16 protein-coding genes and 2 tRNA genes are annotated in these 15,238 nt (G+C 56.6%); 10 read left to right on the top strand and 8 right to left on the bottom strand.

Annotated elements, in window-relative coordinates:
* Positions 1-668: 668 nt before the first annotated feature.
* Together EM858_RS14385 and EM858_RS14380 are read right to left on the bottom strand one after the other, a co-directional pair.
* The gene (locus EM858_RS14385) at positions 669-3,089 is read right to left on the bottom strand and encodes a VapE domain-containing protein (RefSeq protein WP_127756986.1); all 2,421 of its coding nucleotides are present in this window, start codon (positions 3,087-3,089) and stop codon (positions 669-671) included.
* Between the two features lie 19 nt (positions 3,090-3,108).
* A complete protein-coding gene (locus tag EM858_RS14380; RefSeq protein ID WP_127756985.1) occupies positions 3,109-3,393 on the bottom strand; it encodes a hypothetical protein in 285 nt (94 codons plus the stop codon).
* Positions 3,394-3,561: 168 nt separating this feature from the next.
* Between EM858_RS14380 and EM858_RS14375 the strand changes: the two genes are divergently transcribed.
* From EM858_RS14375 to EM858_RS14335, 8 genes are all read left to right on the top strand, one after another.
* Positions 3,562-4,035 carry a hypothetical protein gene (locus EM858_RS14375; protein WP_127756984.1) on the top strand — a complete coding sequence of 158 codons (474 nt, stop codon included), beginning with the start codon at positions 3,562-3,564 and terminating at the stop codon, positions 4,033-4,035.
* A 150-nt stretch (positions 4,036-4,185) separates the two neighbouring features.
* The gene (locus EM858_RS14370; protein ID WP_127756983.1) at positions 4,186-4,377 is read left to right on the top strand and encodes a hypothetical protein; all 192 of its coding nucleotides are present in this window, start codon (positions 4,186-4,188) and stop codon (positions 4,375-4,377) included.
* A 3-nt stretch (positions 4,378-4,380) separates the two neighbouring features.
* Entirely contained in the window at positions 4,381-5,679 is a 1,299-nt protein-coding gene (locus tag EM858_RS14365; protein WP_127756982.1) for a DUF2800 domain-containing protein, read from the top strand.
* Between the two features lie 46 nt (positions 5,680-5,725).
* Positions 5,726-6,448, top strand: coding sequence for an ssDNA-binding protein (locus EM858_RS14360; protein WP_127756981.1), 723 nt, complete (start codon positions 5,726-5,728; stop codon positions 6,446-6,448).
* A 63-nt stretch (positions 6,449-6,511) separates the two neighbouring features.
* The gene (locus tag EM858_RS27395) at positions 6,512-8,137 is read left to right on the top strand and encodes a DNA cytosine methyltransferase (RefSeq protein ID WP_348628176.1); all 1,626 of its coding nucleotides are present in this window, start codon (positions 6,512-6,514) and stop codon (positions 8,135-8,137) included.
* A complete protein-coding gene (locus tag EM858_RS14345; protein WP_127756980.1) occupies positions 8,134-8,769 on the top strand; it encodes a 3'-5' exonuclease in 636 nt (211 codons plus the stop codon). Before EM858_RS27395 ends, EM858_RS14345 begins: the two co-directional genes overlap by 4 nt.
* Entirely contained in the window at positions 8,769-10,175 is a 1,407-nt protein-coding gene (locus tag EM858_RS14340) for an SNF2-related protein (RefSeq protein WP_127756979.1), read from the top strand. Before EM858_RS14345 ends, EM858_RS14340 begins: the two co-directional genes overlap by 1 nt.
* An 80-nt stretch (positions 10,176-10,255) precedes the next feature.
* A complete protein-coding gene (locus tag EM858_RS14335) occupies positions 10,256-10,936 on the top strand; it encodes a hypothetical protein (protein ID WP_127756978.1) in 681 nt (226 codons plus the stop codon).
* Positions 10,937-11,094: 158 nt separating this feature from the next.
* Here EM858_RS14335 and EM858_RS14330 read toward each other — a convergent pair.
* Positions 11,095-11,171: transfer RNA gene (locus tag EM858_RS14330), tRNA-Arg, on the bottom strand.
* Between the two features lie 48 nt (positions 11,172-11,219).
* On the bottom strand, positions 11,220-11,525 hold the full coding sequence (locus EM858_RS14325; protein ID WP_003507982.1) for an ETC complex I subunit: 306 nt from the start codon (positions 11,523-11,525) through the stop codon (positions 11,220-11,222).
* A gap of 266 nt (positions 11,526-11,791) precedes the next feature.
* On the opposite strand from EM858_RS14325, the gene EM858_RS14320 reads away from it, so the two are divergent.
* Positions 11,792-11,868 (top strand) — tRNA-Pro (locus EM858_RS14320).
* Positions 11,869-11,921: 53 nt separating this feature from the next.
* Here EM858_RS14320 and EM858_RS14315 read toward each other — a convergent pair.
* On the bottom strand, positions 11,922-13,064 hold the full coding sequence (locus EM858_RS14315) for a ceramide glucosyltransferase (RefSeq protein WP_127756977.1): 1,143 nt from the start codon (positions 13,062-13,064) through the stop codon (positions 11,922-11,924).
* 214 nt (positions 13,065-13,278) lie between these two features.
* Complete coding sequence (locus tag EM858_RS14305) at positions 13,279-13,548, bottom strand: DUF982 domain-containing protein (RefSeq protein WP_003522644.1); 270 nt, start codon at positions 13,546-13,548, stop codon at positions 13,279-13,281.
* A gap of 213 nt (positions 13,549-13,761) precedes the next feature.
* Here EM858_RS14305 and EM858_RS14300 point away from each other — a divergent pair, with 213 nt between their 5' ends.
* Complete coding sequence (locus EM858_RS14300; protein WP_003522642.1) at positions 13,762-14,010, top strand: BON domain-containing protein; 249 nt, start codon at positions 13,762-13,764, stop codon at positions 14,008-14,010.
* A 60-nt stretch (positions 14,011-14,070) separates the two neighbouring features.
* Here EM858_RS14300 and EM858_RS14295 read toward each other — a convergent pair whose 3' ends face one another.
* Both EM858_RS14295 and EM858_RS14290 read right to left on the bottom strand, forming a co-directional pair.
* On the bottom strand, positions 14,071-14,553 hold the full coding sequence (locus EM858_RS14295; protein WP_164865429.1) for a DUF192 domain-containing protein: 483 nt from the start codon (positions 14,551-14,553) through the stop codon (positions 14,071-14,073).
* On the bottom strand, positions 14,553-15,131 hold the full coding sequence (locus tag EM858_RS14290) for a cold-shock protein (RefSeq protein ID WP_004442353.1): 579 nt from the start codon (positions 15,129-15,131) through the stop codon (positions 14,553-14,555). The genes EM858_RS14295 and EM858_RS14290 overlap by 1 nt, the downstream gene beginning before the upstream one ends.
* Between the last annotated feature and the right edge of the window lie 107 nt (positions 15,132-15,238).

The following is a 15,238-nucleotide window of genomic DNA, read 5'->3' as shown; positions in this document are numbered from 1 at the left end:
TTATCGCGAAAAGATCAATTAAAACAATGACATAGTGGCTTTGGGTCCTTCCTGGGGGTGGCGCCGAGGGGGCGGGAGACACCGACCGCGATTCACGCGCAATTTGAATATTTCGGCAGCGAAACGACTTTTGAGGCGTAATATAGTAATATTCGGACGGGAAAATGGGTTGAAATCGATCAGAGAAACCGCTCTCACCCTATCAGACAGGGTGAGCGGCAGGGTGAGCGGAAAAACCTCAATGATTTCAATGGAGTCTCACCCTCTCACCCTTCTCACCCTAAAAGTATAGTAAGATAAATATAGAGGGGTGAAATCAGTGCGAAGCACGAGACAGTGGATGTAGTGAAAAGGGGTAAATACGAGAAAGAATAGGGGATCAGGGTGATTTGGGTGAGAGGGTGAGCGCACCAGCCTAAATTATTGTAATTAAACAATTATTCTCGCTCACCCTAGGTTTTTGTCACCGCCTTGGGAGGGTGAGAGAGGGTGAGAGGGTGAGCGGAGATGTTTTTCAGTTTGAATGTAGGCAATTTCCGCAGAAAATGCGCTCAGATCGATCTCGTGTCAGTTAAGATACATCCCACTTTCGGGCAAATAGGACATATCGCATCTCAGCAAAAACCCCGCCGTAGCGGGGTCAAATGCAACACAATCGAAGTTCGATCCTATTCAATTTCGTCAGGACGCGTGTAGACGCGGCATTTTCCGTATTTTCGGTTCAATTCTGACGATGCAACTGGACCCTTTGAGCGATCCCATCCGACGAGCTGTAGCGCCTTTCCGAGCTTCATCGCCTCGGTGTGCGGGATAGAGCCGTCGCGGCCCATCATCTCGTGCCAGACCTGCGCTATGCATGTTTCATTGCGGTAGATCTTCGGAATGTCGTCGTCCAAGTCGTCGAATTCGGCCCCGAGTGCAGTGTCGAGCCATGCAATGATCTCGCCCGCCAGCATCTCTTCGGAGGTCTCAACGCGCCGGCTTTCCTGCATCTCGAGGGCAATCTGAGCGGCCTCATCCTTCATGTAAAGCGGAAGCGCCGGCAGGTAGGCGTAGGTCTTGCACATCTCGTGATAGATCGAGACGGCCTCGGCCCAAATCTGCATGACGTTCTTTTTGAATTTCAGGTTGTCGATCAATTGACCGTCGGGGAGGTGGCAAATAATCGGCCAGAAGCGCCGGTTACCGGTCTGGTCGCGCAGGTATTCCCGATCATTGGTGGAGCCGATGAAAATACACTGGCGGCCGAACTCCTTGGCGCGCTTTTCCCATGCGAGACGAGCCTTGTCGTGGGTGCGGCTTACGAACGCTTTAAGGTCGTTGACCTCCGAACGCTGCATCGCTGAAAGTTCGCCCAGTTCAAGGATCCACTTTCCCTGCATGACTTCGATCATCTGCTTGGGGTCGCCTACATCGCCGGTCAATTCGCCGTACCATTCCAGTCCGAGAACCTCGACGAAGGTTGATTTACCTTTGCCCTGCGCTCCTTCAAGGATCGGCACGAAGTCGAACTTGTGACCGGGTTGGAAGATGCGGGCAACGGCGCCGACGAGAGTGAGGAGGGCAGCCTGTCGGTTATAGGTGTTGTCCTCGCACCCGAGATAATCGATGAACATAGTTTCCGCGCGCGGCACACCGTCCCAGGTGACAGACGTGATCACTTCCTTGACCGGATGGAATGAGCGCTTATGGGCTGCCATATCGATCGCACCACGTAAATCGCGGTCCGCAACCTTGATGCCGTAGCCTTGAAGCTGCGTTTTGGTCTCGATTAGCGACCGGACGGCGATATCATGGCTATCGGTCCAGTTGTCGCCGTTCAGCTCGTCCTTCACCTTCCAGATGGAACTGTCCAGATTGACCGGCTCATAGGCCGCGTCACGCTTCTTTTTTGCGCGTTTCGGTGACGCACGGAGCACCACTTCCTGTGCGAATTCGTTGAAATGGGCGATCCCGCGGACGCGCAGATCGTTCTCGACGATCAGATTGATGTTTGGAAGGGTGGTTTTTAACTCGCCTTCTTCGTTACGATGGAAACGCTGCATCCAGTTGGGGTCGATCTCGTCGACGATCTCCGCTTTCGCGGGAACTGGGGAGGGCGCATCGCCTAAAAGGTCTGATAAATCGATCACAGGCTTGTCGAAATCAGTCTCGATATCGAGATCGAGATCCTGCGACATACGATTGCTGTTGGCGGCCTGGATCAGCGTTCTGAACGTAACCGGGTGTGGCTTACCCTTGAAGGAATTCCACCTGACCTCGGAATATTTGCGGTCAAACTTCGCCGACTGCTCGGACCAGTCGCACCAAGCTTCAAACCCTTCATCCTCACCACGGAACTGATGATGGAACGCCATCCCGACGGTAAGCCAGTAGTCGCGATCGTCTACCCAGTCTTCCGGAAGGTCGTCTAGGATTGCCTGAATTTCGTCTTCGTCGATGTCGAGCGGGTCGGCCCGCACGATTGCAAACAGGTCATCGTCATCGTCATCAGCTTCGGCGGCTGCAGCACGCGCGCCGCTGATCTTCGCGACCATAAGCTCTGCGAAATCCAGATCGAGCGGGCGTTCCCACCGATAGGGCTTGCCGGTGTCAGGGTGGATCGACGGCGGTATGGCGACTTGCGTGCCTGTGCCTTTCAGGTCGACTTCCCAGTCGTTTTTCTTTACGTCACGCCCCTTCTTGGGGTCGAATACCATTTCCCAACCGTCGGATTTACGCAGCTTCTTGCTGGCGAGCGGCTCTCTTGAGAGGAAGTAGATATGGCGGCTTTCACCACCCGAACCTGAGATGACCCGTGGCAGGTTTCTGGCGGCCGGCATCATTTCGATCAGGGCACACCATGCCTCGTCTGCTTTCTCGGACTTGCGGATGTCAAGGTCGATGACATGCAGGTACAAGCCGTCGACCGAGGAAGGTTCCCCGGTTCGCAGACCGACATTGTTACCTTGGCGATAGCTATTGCGAAGCTGCTCGGCCGTATAGCGCGGTGCGGAAGACCAGTGTTCTTCGATCGGCATCTTGTCGCGAGGTCGCAGCCAATGCAGCGCGGCGCCCGCTTCGATGAGAGCGAGGTTTTCGGTGAGCATGGATTACTGTCCCGTTCGATCAGGGGATGGGAAGGAACGGAATCAGATCATTCTTAGTGAGTCGGTCCTTTTCGTCCGGTCGAGCGGCCTTGGCGGAAACTGCCAGAAGGGATTTGATAGCCTTCGGTGATAACTTGTTCTCGTGGAACCAGCGATAGATCGTAAAGCGAGCATTTTCAGTTGCTTCGCTTAAAAGACGGGTGTTCACCTTGCCGTCGTGGACATATTCCGACGGTAGTTTGTCGCGAAGCAAGCCGTAAAGCTCCCCCTCGTACAGCTCTTTGTTATTCTCGGGCTGATCCATATTCGAACCTCTTATGAAATCTGGACGCACCTTAGTCGTGTGATTTCATAATTTCAACATAGGTGAGAAATAATTCCAACAAAGTGTTGCAACGATATCGAGCTTGTGCCATAAAAATTGAAATTACACGAAGGAAGTGTAATTCAACGCTGACCGATGGAGACGACATTGAGCTTAGAAGCACAGCTTACCGAACTGACAGCCGCAGTTACGAAACTCACCAATATCACCCAGGCACTGCACGATCTGCGCGCAGACGCGATCGAGAAGACCACGGCTGCCGCCGCTACCGGGTCGAAGGCTTCAACGAAGGCCACCAAGGACGACAAGCCTGCCGAAGACAAGAAGGCGGCCATCTCCGAATCCCCCGAAAACCGCGTTAATCCGATCGAGGCGCTGACCGATGCGGCGAGCGACTATATCGGCGCCAGTGATCGTGAAGAAGAGCGGGCCGCCCGCAAGGAAAAGGTCAAGGCGCTTCTCAATCACGAGAAAATCCGCGACCCCAAGGTCGAAGCCGGCAAAGGCCTCTTCAGCACAATCCAGCCCGAAGCTCACGATCTCTTCAAGTCACAGATCGCGAAGCTCAAGGAAAAGGGCGACATCACCACGCCCAAGACGGTCGACGACGATCTCGTTTGACACCGACGACGCTCTCCGACTTCGGTCGGGGGCGTTTCGGCGGGAAGCGCAGAGTAGGACTGCAATGTTCTCCTCCTCCCGACAAAGTGGTCCAGGTTCCACCGCCTCCCACCTCTGCGCTTCCTCCCCAAACGCCTTCAGGAGAAAGACATGCCTTCCCCCATTATGAAGTATTTCACGTTTGAGCACCTTCGCGACCCCGGTCTCAAGGAAGTCTCGCGTCAGTGCGCGTCGTTGGCACGTGCGATGGAAGAAGAACTGCCCGACGGCCCGGAGAAGTCTGCCGGCCTGCGCCATCTTCTTGAGGCGAAGGATTGCTTCGTCCGCGCTCGGATGGACTGACCTATGAAGGCGCACGCTCGATTATCGCCCTCATCGGCTGATCGGTGGATGACCTGCACGGCTTCGGTCGCGCTGATCGACCATTTGGTCGCCAAGGGTGAACTGAGCGAGAGCGATCTCGATGAGGATTGCGACGCGCCTATCGTCGATGATGACGATGAGCAGGAATACTCCGCGTATGAAGGCGAAACGCTTGATCTCAGCCGGGATTCCACCGCCTATTCGGCCGAAGGGACAGTTATGCATGAGATCAGGGAGCATTGCCTTGATCTCGGATGCGATCCGCATCACTTCGTCGGTGCTACGCTTACAGCCGACGGTCATTCGTTCGAGATTGACGACCATATGGCCGATCGTCTTGTTGCCGGTATCGACTGGATCCGCCAGCACACCAGCAATCCGCTCGTTGAGATACGTGTTGACCTGTCGCACTGGTTACCCGGTCAATTTGGAACCTGCGACACTGCATTCCTGTACCGAAAGATGCTTGGCGTCAGCGACTACAAGGATGGAGCAGGGGAGCCTGTCGAGGTTGTCGGCACCAGGCAGCTCCGTCTCTATGCCCTCGGCGCTTGGGAATACTTTGGTCGCCCGCAGATCGAGGATGTCGTTCTCAATATCGACCAGCCTCGCGCGGGTGGAATGAAGTTTTGGGAAATCACGATCGCGGAGTTGCTGGAGTTTGGCGAGGAAGTGAAACGGGTATTCTCGCGGATCGAGCGCGGCGACGTGGAATTCGTTCCGTCGACAAAGGGCTGCCGTTGGTGCCCGGTTCGCAAGACGAAGCGCGGTTGTGCGGCGCGCAATCAGTGGCTCGTGCAGATGTTTGGCAGCGCGCTGCTCGACCCTAGCGAGCCTGAGCCCAAGTTCAAAGACCCCGCGCAGATGCCGCGTGCGCTGCGCTTCTACATCGTCAATCATTCCAAGGCCGCACGTGCCTGGCTCACCGAACTACACCAGCAGTCGCTTCAGGCGGCGCTGGATGGCGACCCCGACCCCGGTTCCAAGGCCATCGATGGCGCCCTTGGTAATAGGTATTTCACTGTGCCTGCGGAGGCAGAGGCCATTCTGGTCGGCGCACTGGGAGACAAAGCTTACAAGCCCAAGCAGCTTATCGGTTTCACCGATATCGACAGGCTCATGAAGCCGGGCAAGCGAAAAAAGGGCATGCCCGAACCGTGGGACGCTCTGCAGGAACTGGTCGATCGACCAGACGGGAAGCCGAAGCTGGTTCCCGTTGACCACCCGAAACCGGCGTTAGAGGTCACGCCGATTGCGGATCAATTTGACGACCTCGACTAACTACAGCCGCTGCAACCGAACTACCGAACAACAGGAAACTGAGAAAATGGCTATTGAAGATAAGGCCACCGATGGCCGCACTGTCCAACTGAAGCGGGTACGTCTCTCCTTCACCGACTCCCTCAAGGACAAAAAGAAGACGAGCGATGATCCGAACGCCGTGCCGAAGCACGGTTTGAACGTGATCAATGAAAAGGATTCCCCTCACTACGAGGAGAACCAGAAAAAGATCATGTCGGCGATCCGCGCTGCCGGTGAAAAACAGTGGAAGAACGCCGACGCCTATAAGGATATCCTCGAAGACAACCCGAAGCGAGTTTGCTTTCGTAAGGGTGAAAAGTTCAAGAACAAAGAGGGCAAAGTTTATGCCGGTTACGAGGGTAACCACGCATTTTCCGCGTCTGGTCCTTCCGGAGGCCAGAAGCGTCCGAAGCTCCTTGATCGCCGTAAGCGGGGCTTGCGAGATCAGGTGTCTGCGGAGCAACTGAAAGCCGGCAAGGTGTTCGAGGAAAGCGAAATCCTCGATATCTTCTACGGTGGCGTCTACGCCGACGTGATCGTTTCATTCTTCGGCACGGACAAAGGCTCTCGCGGTATTTTCGCGTCGGTCGAAGCTATCCGGTCGCACGAGGAAGGCGAGCGCATGGGCGGCGGCATCTACGTTGACGCTGACGACTTTGACGATCTAGAGGAAGACGACAGCTTCGACAACGGACCCTCCACGGGATCGGAAAGCAAGACTTCGGCGTCTGACGACTTCGACTTCTGATCCGAGGAAACTGGCGGCATTTCTTTGTCGCCAGTTTCAACTTTTGAGAGGAATTCTTGAGCCATGGGTGCGAAGCCGTATGCCCTCTACAACGAAAACGACGACCACGCCGCAGACTGGCTCGAAAACCTTATTGCCCTCGGAGTCATTGCGCCGGGCATTGTCGATCGACGAAGCATCGAAGATCTGCGTGGGGATGACCTTAGAGGATTTCGACAAGTTCATCTTTTCGCTGGCATCGGAGTGTGGAGTTACTCCCTCCGTTGCGCTGGCATCTCGGATGATACTGCAGTTTGGACTGGAAGCTGCCCCTGCCAACCTTTCTCCGCGGCAGGCAAAGGAGCAGGGATGGATGACGAGCGGCATTTATGGCCTGCGTTCCTCCATCTCATCGGAGAGTGCCGCCCTGACATCGTTCTTGGAGAGCAGGTTGCAAGCGCTGACGGCCTCGGTTGGCTCGACCTTGTACAAACTGACCTGGAAGCGGCGAGCTACGCCATCGGGGCGGTTGATACCTGCTCTGCGGGCAGTGGCGCACCGCACATCCGGCAAAGACTCCGTTTCAGTGCCTACGATATTCGATCTGTCTCAGGTCGGCTGGCCGACCTGCCGATCTTCGGACGGCACCTCTGGTCCAGACTTCGCAGTGCTGAACCGGGAGAACGCCGGAGGATTGTCTCTCCCGACGACAGCGCAGTTGTCGAATTGGGGGACTCCGACGGCGACGGAACCGGGCGGAACGGCCGAGGGTTACGTTGCTCGATCGATCGAAAAGACGGGCAACCTAGCGCCAACGATGTTAGCGCATCAAGCACCATTGGCGGGCTGGACGACAGCTTCGGCGCGGGACTGGAAGGACTCGGGTGCCGATATAGCTCCGAGACCGGACAACGGGAAAGAGCGGTTGGATCAGCTTCCGAGGCAGGCGAACTTGGCTGGCTGGCCGACAGTGACCGCCTCGATGATGACGGAACAGGACATCGCGCAGGCGTTGAAGGCGGGCAACGAGAGCGGCCGGCAGCCGTATGCAGACTCGATGATCTTGAGCGGCTGGCCCACGACGACGACGACCAACAACGGCAAAGGCGAAACACCGGAGGCACGTCAGGCGAAGGGCTTCGGTCTGAACCTAGCGGATGCGACGAGCTTGACCGGTTGGTCGACGCCGACAGTCGCCGAGCGAGAGAGAAGTCCGGAGGTAATCGAGAAGATTGCGCGAGAGCGTCTCGAAAAGCACGGGCAGACGACGGTTCCGCTCTATCACTGCGAACAAGCTCAACTGGCTGCTTGGCAGACCCCGACACTGGACAATTTCAGGAAGAGAGGCGGCAACCGGAGCGACGAGTTGGGCCCGCAGGAACTGGTCGACTGGACGAAGGTGTCTTTGTTGGCCGATTTGAACGGGCCGGCCCGACTAACGGCTTTTGGCGAGATGCTGATTGGCTCTTTTGCCGAGATGGAAAGTGGCGGCCAGTTGAGCCCTGCACATTCCCGCTGGTTGATGGGTCTGCCTTCCGTGTGGGATCTGGCAGCGCCTTTGAAGGCAAGTCGCGCCAAGGGATGCTCAAAGGTTACGGAAACGCGATCGACGCGGAAGCGACGCGCGTCTTCGTCGAAGCCTGTGCCGACTTCTTTGCTGATTTGGATGCTCGCCGCGTGAAGGCGGAATTGATCGGAGACTTACTATGAAATTCACCGACCTGATGATCGACTTGGAAACCCTTGGCACTGCGGTGAACGCACCCGTCGTCGCGATTGGCGCCGTCTTCTTCAATCCGGAGACCGGGGAACTCGGCGAGACGTTCGATGCGGCGATCGATATCGAAGATGCGATGCGATACGGAAAAGCCTCAGGCTCGACCATCCGCTGGTGGCTCGGGCAGGGGGAGGCGGCTAGGCAGAAGGTCGTGCGCGGGAAGCATCCAGCCCATCTCGTATTCACGAAGTTTCATGACTTTTGTCTGCGACATGGCGATAGCGTGAAGCCGTGGGGTAACGGGGCGTCCTTCGATATCTCGATCCTCGAATACGCTTTCGGGCGCATCATCGAGCGCCAGGCCCCGTGGAAATTCTGGAACGTGTGCGATTGCCGCACGATCAAACGACTCGCTGACGGCCTTGTCGACTTCGACGGCAAGCTTGAAGGCACCGCACACACCGCTTTGGACGACGCAATGCATCAGGCGAGGTGGGTTTCCGTTTACTGGCAGGGTTTGCGCCGTCGAGCAGCCCGTCCAACGTCCACTGAAGCCTTATCCACATCGTCGGCAGGTTGGTCTACTCCTGCGGCGCGCGAACTGGACCTGCTCGACGGCCTGTGATGTCCCTTCGAACTCGTTCCGAACTTCGCGCCGGCCAGCAGGTGATCAGCCGTATTGTTCGCACGGAAAAGGCGAAGCTGATCATCAGCGGCATGGGTTCCGGTAAAACCGGAGCCACCCTTGATGGATTAACCCATCTGTTGAACCGTTTTGACACCGATCATGTCCTGGTCATTGCGCCCCGGTATGTCGCGCTGAACACTTGGCACGATGAAGTTAAGGCGTGGGCACACACGCAGGCACTTTCATGCGCCATCGCTGTTGGTGATGCCGATGAGCGGGCTGCGGCGATCGCACGTCGTGCCGAGATCACCACCATTAATCCGGAAAACCTTCCTTGGCTGTCCAAGCACATCCGAACGGTCGAAAACTGGATTTGGGACACGGTCATTATCGACGAGTCCAGCCGCTTCAAGGCGGGGGAGGCGCGGACCAAAGCCACCAAGATCAAACGAACCGACGGGACCGTGCGAGCTTCCAAAGGTGGCAACATGACCCGGTTCGGCATCATGACGACCGCGCGCCGGAAGATCGAGCGCATATTCCTCCTCACAGGCACACCTGCGCCTCAGGGCGTAATTGATCTTTGGGCGCAAACTTACTTGCTGGACCAGGGTAAGGCCCTCGGCCGTAGCAAGTCGGATTTCGAAAAGGAATTTTTCGACCGGGATCGTTTCAATCACACGATCACTATCAAGCCGGGCGCTGAGGAAAAAATCCTCTCGAAAATTGAACACCTGGTTGTCACTATCCCGCAAGAGAAAGTGGTTGACGATCCGCAGTTCATTCCGATGCCGGTCGACCTGCCTAAGAAGGCGTTCGAGGAATACAAGGAATTTGAGGCGACGCTTTACACCGAACCCTATGACGTGGAAGCAGTTTCGAGCGGTGTATTGGCGAACAAACTACTCCAATTCGCGAACGGGAGCCTGTACCGTGAGGACCGGAGCGTCGTTGAAATTCATGACGCCAAACTGGCTGCATTGGAAGAACTCGTAGACACCGCACATGGTGAAAATCTTCTGATTTTCTACAGCTTCAAATTCGACAAGGATAAAATAAAGACCCGATATCCAGACGCTGTGGTAGCCAACGACTACAAGGGCGATCTTGTCGGAGACTGGAATAAGGGTAAAATTAAAAAGCTGCTGGCGCATCCGGCGTCAATTGGACACGGCACAAATCTACAGTATGGTGGACATATCGCCGCTTGGTACGGTCTCACGTTTTCGCTCGAGCTTTGGCAGCAGGCGAACATGCGTCTCCCACGGCCGGGACAGAGGAATCAGGTCTTGATTTACCCGATTATCGCCCGTGGGACGTATGACGAAAGAGCGTTGAAAGTGCTCGATCGTAAGGATGCAACTCAAGACCACATCATTCGAACGTTTTCAATGAAGCCTTGACTTTCACATTAGATGTGACATTTCATGACGGTGAATCGCGGCGCTCGGCGTCTTGATATTCCGTTTTGAAAGGATTCACAGTGAGCGTTCCGTTCCGGACACCTGAGAAACAGGTGCACCCTGAGTTTGCACGACGACTGCTTCAGGCGTCCGACAGCAATTATCAGGTGCCGGCGCCAAATGAAGGTCGCCTTCGCTGGTTTGTAGAGCAGCTTGAGCAACGGGGTCACAAGGTTTCGATGGAGACCGTGCGCAAATGGCTCTCTGGCCTGACCGTTCCGCGCCAGAAAATGTTCGTGCCGCTTGCCGAAATTCTCAAAGTGGACGCCGGTTGGCTGGCAGCCGGGACGCCCGGAAAGCCTGCCGGTGCGCAGCAGCGTGCAAACGTCCTGTCCGAACAGGGCGCAGCTAATGTTGTGGCGGGCTTCATCCAGATGGATGGCGGGCAGGCCGCATTCCCGTCCCCTGACGACAAAGATGCCCGTGACAAGTCGATAGACATGCACGCGATCATCCGCGGCGCAAAATATGACATCACTGTCACGACGCTGGTTCAGGGGCGGTTCAAAATTCCGGTCACCGCTGCCGAGAATATCATTCTCGCGGTTGCGCGCGAACCGGCTCCCGGCTTCGGCGTGAAGATTCTGGAAATCGAATGGGAAGAGGCCACCAAACTCGGGAAGATGGAGAACGGGGCCGTCATTCTGGACGACGATCTTTCCGTTTGGCGTGAAGTAAAGTCCTTCAGCGAGAGGCTCTGACTGCGGACGTGGTATCAGGTTTGTAGTACCACGAACCGTACCACATTACCGCCGGATACGTATCGAAACACATCGAGACGCATAGATACGTAAAGTGCCGGAAACCCAAGGGCTTGTTGGTTTCCTGAGACCCATCAAGAAGTATGAGGAAGAGAGAGTGGCGACCCCTGCAGGACTCGAACCTGCGACCTACTGCTTAGAAGGCAGTTGCTCTATCCAGTTGAGCTAAGGGGCCGTCATGCCGGGCAATCGATACTCCGGCAAAAACTTTGATCGTCGTGTTTCAGTGCGTCCAGGGCTGGGTGCGGTTGAAACGGAAGTTGTCGGTGTAGGAAACCACCTTGCGGGTCGCTTCCTTCGGCTGGATGACGCGGTATTCGATGCCCTTGCGCTGGGCATAGGCTTCTGCCTGTTCCTGCGTCTCGAATGTCAGCTTGAGCTGCTGCTTCATGTCGGAACTGGAGGTGTAGCCCATGATCGGATCGATCTTGCGCGGAACCTCGGCGTCGAATTCCAGAACCCAGACATTGGTCTTCGCCTTGCCGGATTGCATGGCGGTTTTTGCAGGGCGGTAAATCTTCGCAGACATGTCGAAACTGCTCCGGTTGGACAGCGGGGCGAAACGCCCCGAATTATTCATCACGTACCTGAATAGAATAACCAAATCGTGTCAGGAACGTTGAATTTGAAATGGACTGACTTCAGGTGAGAGTCAAGACGATTATCCCCTTGCCGTCCGATCACGCGCTGCCGTTTCGAGGTTACGTTTTGCTCATCGGGGCTGTGGCTGAACAAAGATGAATTTCCCTGTTGCGGACTGCGGGTGAACCGTGTATTCCCCAGCCATCGCCTCGGCGGAGTGTAGCGCAGTCTGGTAGCGCATCTGGTTTGGGACCAGAGGGTCGGGAGTTCGAATCTCTCCACTCCGACCATTTTAAAGCAAAACATCAGCTTTCCGGCGTAACTTCTTCCAAATAGCTGTGATTTATTCCGCGGATGGACCAGCCAGGGTGCTCTCTGCCGTGCCGATCGTCATGACATTACCGCGCCATGCCACCGCGCTGCCGATCCAGCTTCGCGCCCAGACGACGGGCATGATCATGTCCCGGGCGATCATCGCCGGCAGCGTATGGAGCGATACCGGCCAGCGGTTGAGGGCTGCAAGGGCAAGTTCCGGCACGTACATGAGGGCGAGGACGGCAAAGGCGGTTGCGGCGAGGTTTATATCCATCATGGCGGCGGCGGCGAGCGCGAAGAGAAGCGGGGGAAGCGCGCCAGTGAGGATTTCCGGCGCGAAATATTGCGGGAAGGTCACGCGCCGTAGCCGCGCCCAGCGGGTTTGGCGCGACCAGATCTCGCCGGCATGGCGCTGGCCGAGCGGCTGTTCGAAGGGGGCGCAGACCAGATGCACCTTGCGGCCGGCGTTTCGCACCAGCTTCGTCGAAGCGGCGTCTTCGGCGATTTCAGCGGCCAGCGCGCGAATGCCGCCATTGTCCTCCAGGAACGGCTTGTTCCACAACATCGATTTGCCCTGTGCGAAACCCATGCCGATGGCTTCCGCCGCATATTGCCAGCGGCCCTGCGAGCCGTTGAGAAAGGCGCATTCCACATGCGCCCAGAAACCCGCAGGCCTTGAGCCGAGCGGCGGCGAGCAGACGAGCCCGCTATCCTGCCGCCAGGCCGACATCATGGTCGCAATATAGGATTTTGGCATCAGCACGTTCGAATCGGCCAATATCGCCCATTCATGCCGGGCGGCCCGCCAGCCCTTGACGCAATTGTTCAGTTTCGGATTGGCGCTGATGCGGTCATCGCCGATGAGCAATTGCATGGAAACCGAGGGGAAGGCGGCTTGCGCTTTGCGAACTTCCTCGATCACCGGATCGAATTCATCGGCGATGCAGAACAGCAGCTCATAATCGGGCCAGTTGAGTTCGAAGGCGCGCGACAGCGTCAGGGGCGTGAAGTTCTCCACGCCGCGCAGCGGCACCACGAGCGAGACAGGCGGCTTTTGCCGGACAAGATCGTTTTCCGCGTCCCGTCTCGTCAGTCGCCAGCCGGCCAGAACGATGCCGAGAAGATTGAAGCCGAGGAGCAGAATTGCGCAAAGGGCAAAGACAGTTTCCATGCTGGCCAGTTCCACTCCCAAGCTTTTGGCGGTCTGTGCGCCAATCGATTCCATGGAATTCGTCTCTGCCGATTATAACGTTTGCGTGACAGTTACATGTCATCATCGGCCGGTGTGCAGGCTGCGCCGTGCATGGAGGCGTCGCAGAAACTGCCGCGCAAGAGAAAAAGCCCTCCGCATAGAAGGGCCCAATCGTCATGACGGTCGATGAATTTTAGTGGACGTTCAGGATATGGGCATGACTGCTTGCGATGAGAAACGATTCCCGTGCTTTCTCGATGTCGCATCTGCCGGCGATGGCATCGAGGCAGTTCCTGCGCGCCTCTTCATATTCCGGCCCGTGTTCCTCGGGCCAACGGTACATCAGCATGTCCAGCGCCACCAGCGGGCTGTAGATTTCAACGGCGACGCACAGCGGCAGGTGGATCGCCACCGGCTTCATCCACGAGGCGTGGTGACACGGCTCCGTTCTGTTAATCAGCATGTCATTTTCCTCCCTGTTTTACCTGCCTTGAAGGCCTTTCACACTCCCATGCGCGAAATGCCCGCCTCACGAAATGGTTCCCGATCACCTAAAATGTGATCGATCAGGGGGTTCCAATTTTCCAAGATGAATGGAAGATGAACAAATAGATGAACCGGAGATGAACAAAACCGCCCTCAGGGCGTTGTTATGTCCATAAGAAGGAGAACGCATATGTTCAATTTGTCAGGCATTCAGGAAAGCTTCTTTGGAGACCGCATGGCCGGCGTATGCCAGGCAATCACGTCGGCTCTGGCCTTCGAATCGGGTCTCGAAAAGTCGCGCATTTCCGCAACTGTCGAAAATGATGTGATCTATCTGGAAGGCACGGCCGATTCGGTCGAAGCGATCGACATCGCCATCAACCTTGCCGCTTCCATTTCCAATTGCCGGATTCTGAGCCATATCGAGCCGGTTTACTGAATATTGCGCCAGCCGGGCGAAACCTCGTCCGGCTCCTTCAGACGCAATAACGCGGCAACGTCATTTCCGGTTGCCGATTTGCGCGCTGCGAACCAAATCGCCCGGCTTGATGCCATAGCGTTTCGCAGTGCCGCCATTCAGTTCAAGAACGAATTTTACTGGCCCGCGGGAGCTGATGATCACTTCCGAATGCGGAACCGCGTTTTCATGAATATGGGTAATGCGGCCGTCACGGCCAATGAAAAGCATGTCGAGCGGAATAAGCGTGTTCCGCATCCACATGGCGACGTCACGCGGTTCACCGAAATCGAACAGCATGCCGTTTTCAGGCGGCATGCTCTTGCGGAACATCAGGCCCTGTTCACGCTGGGCGTTGTTCAGCGCCAGTTCGGCCGTGAAATCGTGGCTCTTTCCCCCGGCGGTTTCAATCCGCAGCGGTTCGGAGGTGAATGTCTGCTGTTGCTGGGCCTGCGCGGCGGCGGCGAGCATGAAAAAAAGAAGCGCCATAACGGCGCTTTTCACCATATGGGGCAGGGCGGACATCAATGCGACATCCCGATGGAAACCGGGTTATCGGGGTGGATTTCCGCCGCCATCAGGCCCTTGTCGCCATCGCCGTAACGCACCAGAACCACCTGGCCGGGGCGAAGCTCCGTCAGGCCGAAACGGCGCAGGGTTTCCATGTGCACGAAAATATCTTCCGTTCCTTCGCCGCGCGTCAGGAAGCCGAAACCCTTGGTGCGGTTGAACCACTTGACGATGGCGCGCTCAAGCCCGCTCGAAGGCGTTACCTGCACATGCGTGCGCACCGGCGGCAGCTGCGAGGGGTGAACGGCGGTCGACTGGTCCATGGACAGGATGCGGAACGCCTGGAAACCGCGGTCGCGCCGCTGGATGAGGGCGACGATGCGCGTTCCTTCAAGAATTGTCTGGTAACCGTCGCGGCGCAGGCAGGAGACGTGCAGCAGCACATCCTGCGTGCCGTTGTCGGGCACGATGAAGCCGAAACCCTTGGCGACATCGAACCACTTCACGACGCCGGTAATTTCGGTCAGGTCCACGGCATCGCCCGAAAGGTCCTCGACATCGACTATCGTTTTCGATGACATCCTATCAGCCATATCCTGCCAACCCCTCGATTACGCGCCATACACCGGTCAACTGATTCCTGTGCGCCAGATTAACATCTTGGTAACGGTTTCACGCAAGCCCTAGTTTTTGATTTACG

Source organism: Agrobacterium sp. CNPSo 2736, from assembly GCF_004005385.1.
In the GTDB taxonomy this organism is placed as follows: Bacteria; Pseudomonadota; Alphaproteobacteria; order Rhizobiales; family Rhizobiaceae; genus Agrobacterium; species Agrobacterium leguminum.
Note: the sequence above shows the minus strand (reverse complement) of the source record. Positions and strands in the feature narration are given on the sequence as shown.

What these genes read in the sequence shown, in the direction of transcription:
- EM858_RS14385 (WP_127756986.1), bottom strand. Translation starts at nt 3,089, where the DNA reads ATGCTCACCGAAAACCTCGCTCTCATCGAAGCGGGCGCCGCGCTGCAT.
- EM858_RS14380 (WP_127756985.1), bottom strand. Translation starts at nt 3,393, where the DNA reads ATGGATCAGCCCGAGAATAACAAAGAGCTGTACGAGGGGGAGCTTTAC.
- EM858_RS14370 (WP_127756983.1), top strand. Translation starts at nt 4,186, where the DNA reads ATGCCTTCCCCCATTATGAAGTATTTCACGTTTGAGCACCTTCGCGAC.
- EM858_RS14365 (WP_127756982.1), top strand. Translation starts at nt 4,381, where the DNA reads ATGAAGGCGCACGCTCGATTATCGCCCTCATCGGCTGATCGGTGGATG.
- EM858_RS14360 (WP_127756981.1), top strand. Translation starts at nt 5,726, where the DNA reads ATGGCTATTGAAGATAAGGCCACCGATGGCCGCACTGTCCAACTGAAG.
- EM858_RS27395 (WP_348628176.1), top strand. Translation starts at nt 6,512, where the DNA reads ATGGGTGCGAAGCCGTATGCCCTCTACAACGAAAACGACGACCACGCC.
- EM858_RS14345 (WP_127756980.1), top strand. Translation starts at nt 8,134, where the DNA reads ATGAAATTCACCGACCTGATGATCGACTTGGAAACCCTTGGCACTGCG.
- EM858_RS14340 (WP_127756979.1), top strand. Translation starts at nt 8,769, where the DNA reads ATGTCCCTTCGAACTCGTTCCGAACTTCGCGCCGGCCAGCAGGTGATC.
- EM858_RS14325 (WP_003507982.1), bottom strand. Translation starts at nt 11,525, where the DNA reads ATGTCTGCGAAGATTTACCGCCCTGCAAAAACCGCCATGCAATCCGGC.
- EM858_RS14315 (WP_127756977.1), bottom strand. Translation starts at nt 13,064, where the DNA reads ATGGAAACTGTCTTTGCCCTTTGCGCAATTCTGCTCCTCGGCTTCAAT.
- EM858_RS14305 (WP_003522644.1), bottom strand. Translation starts at nt 13,548, where the DNA reads ATGCTGATTAACAGAACGGAGCCGTGTCACCACGCCTCGTGGATGAAG.
- EM858_RS14300 (WP_003522642.1), top strand. Translation starts at nt 13,762, where the DNA reads ATGTTCAATTTGTCAGGCATTCAGGAAAGCTTCTTTGGAGACCGCATG.
- EM858_RS14295 (WP_164865429.1), bottom strand. Translation starts at nt 14,553, where the DNA reads ATGTCCGCCCTGCCCCATATGGTGAAAAGCGCCGTTATGGCGCTTCTT.
- EM858_RS14290 (WP_004442353.1), bottom strand. Translation starts at nt 15,131, where the DNA reads ATGGCTGATAGGATGTCATCGAAAACGATAGTCGATGTCGAGGACCTT.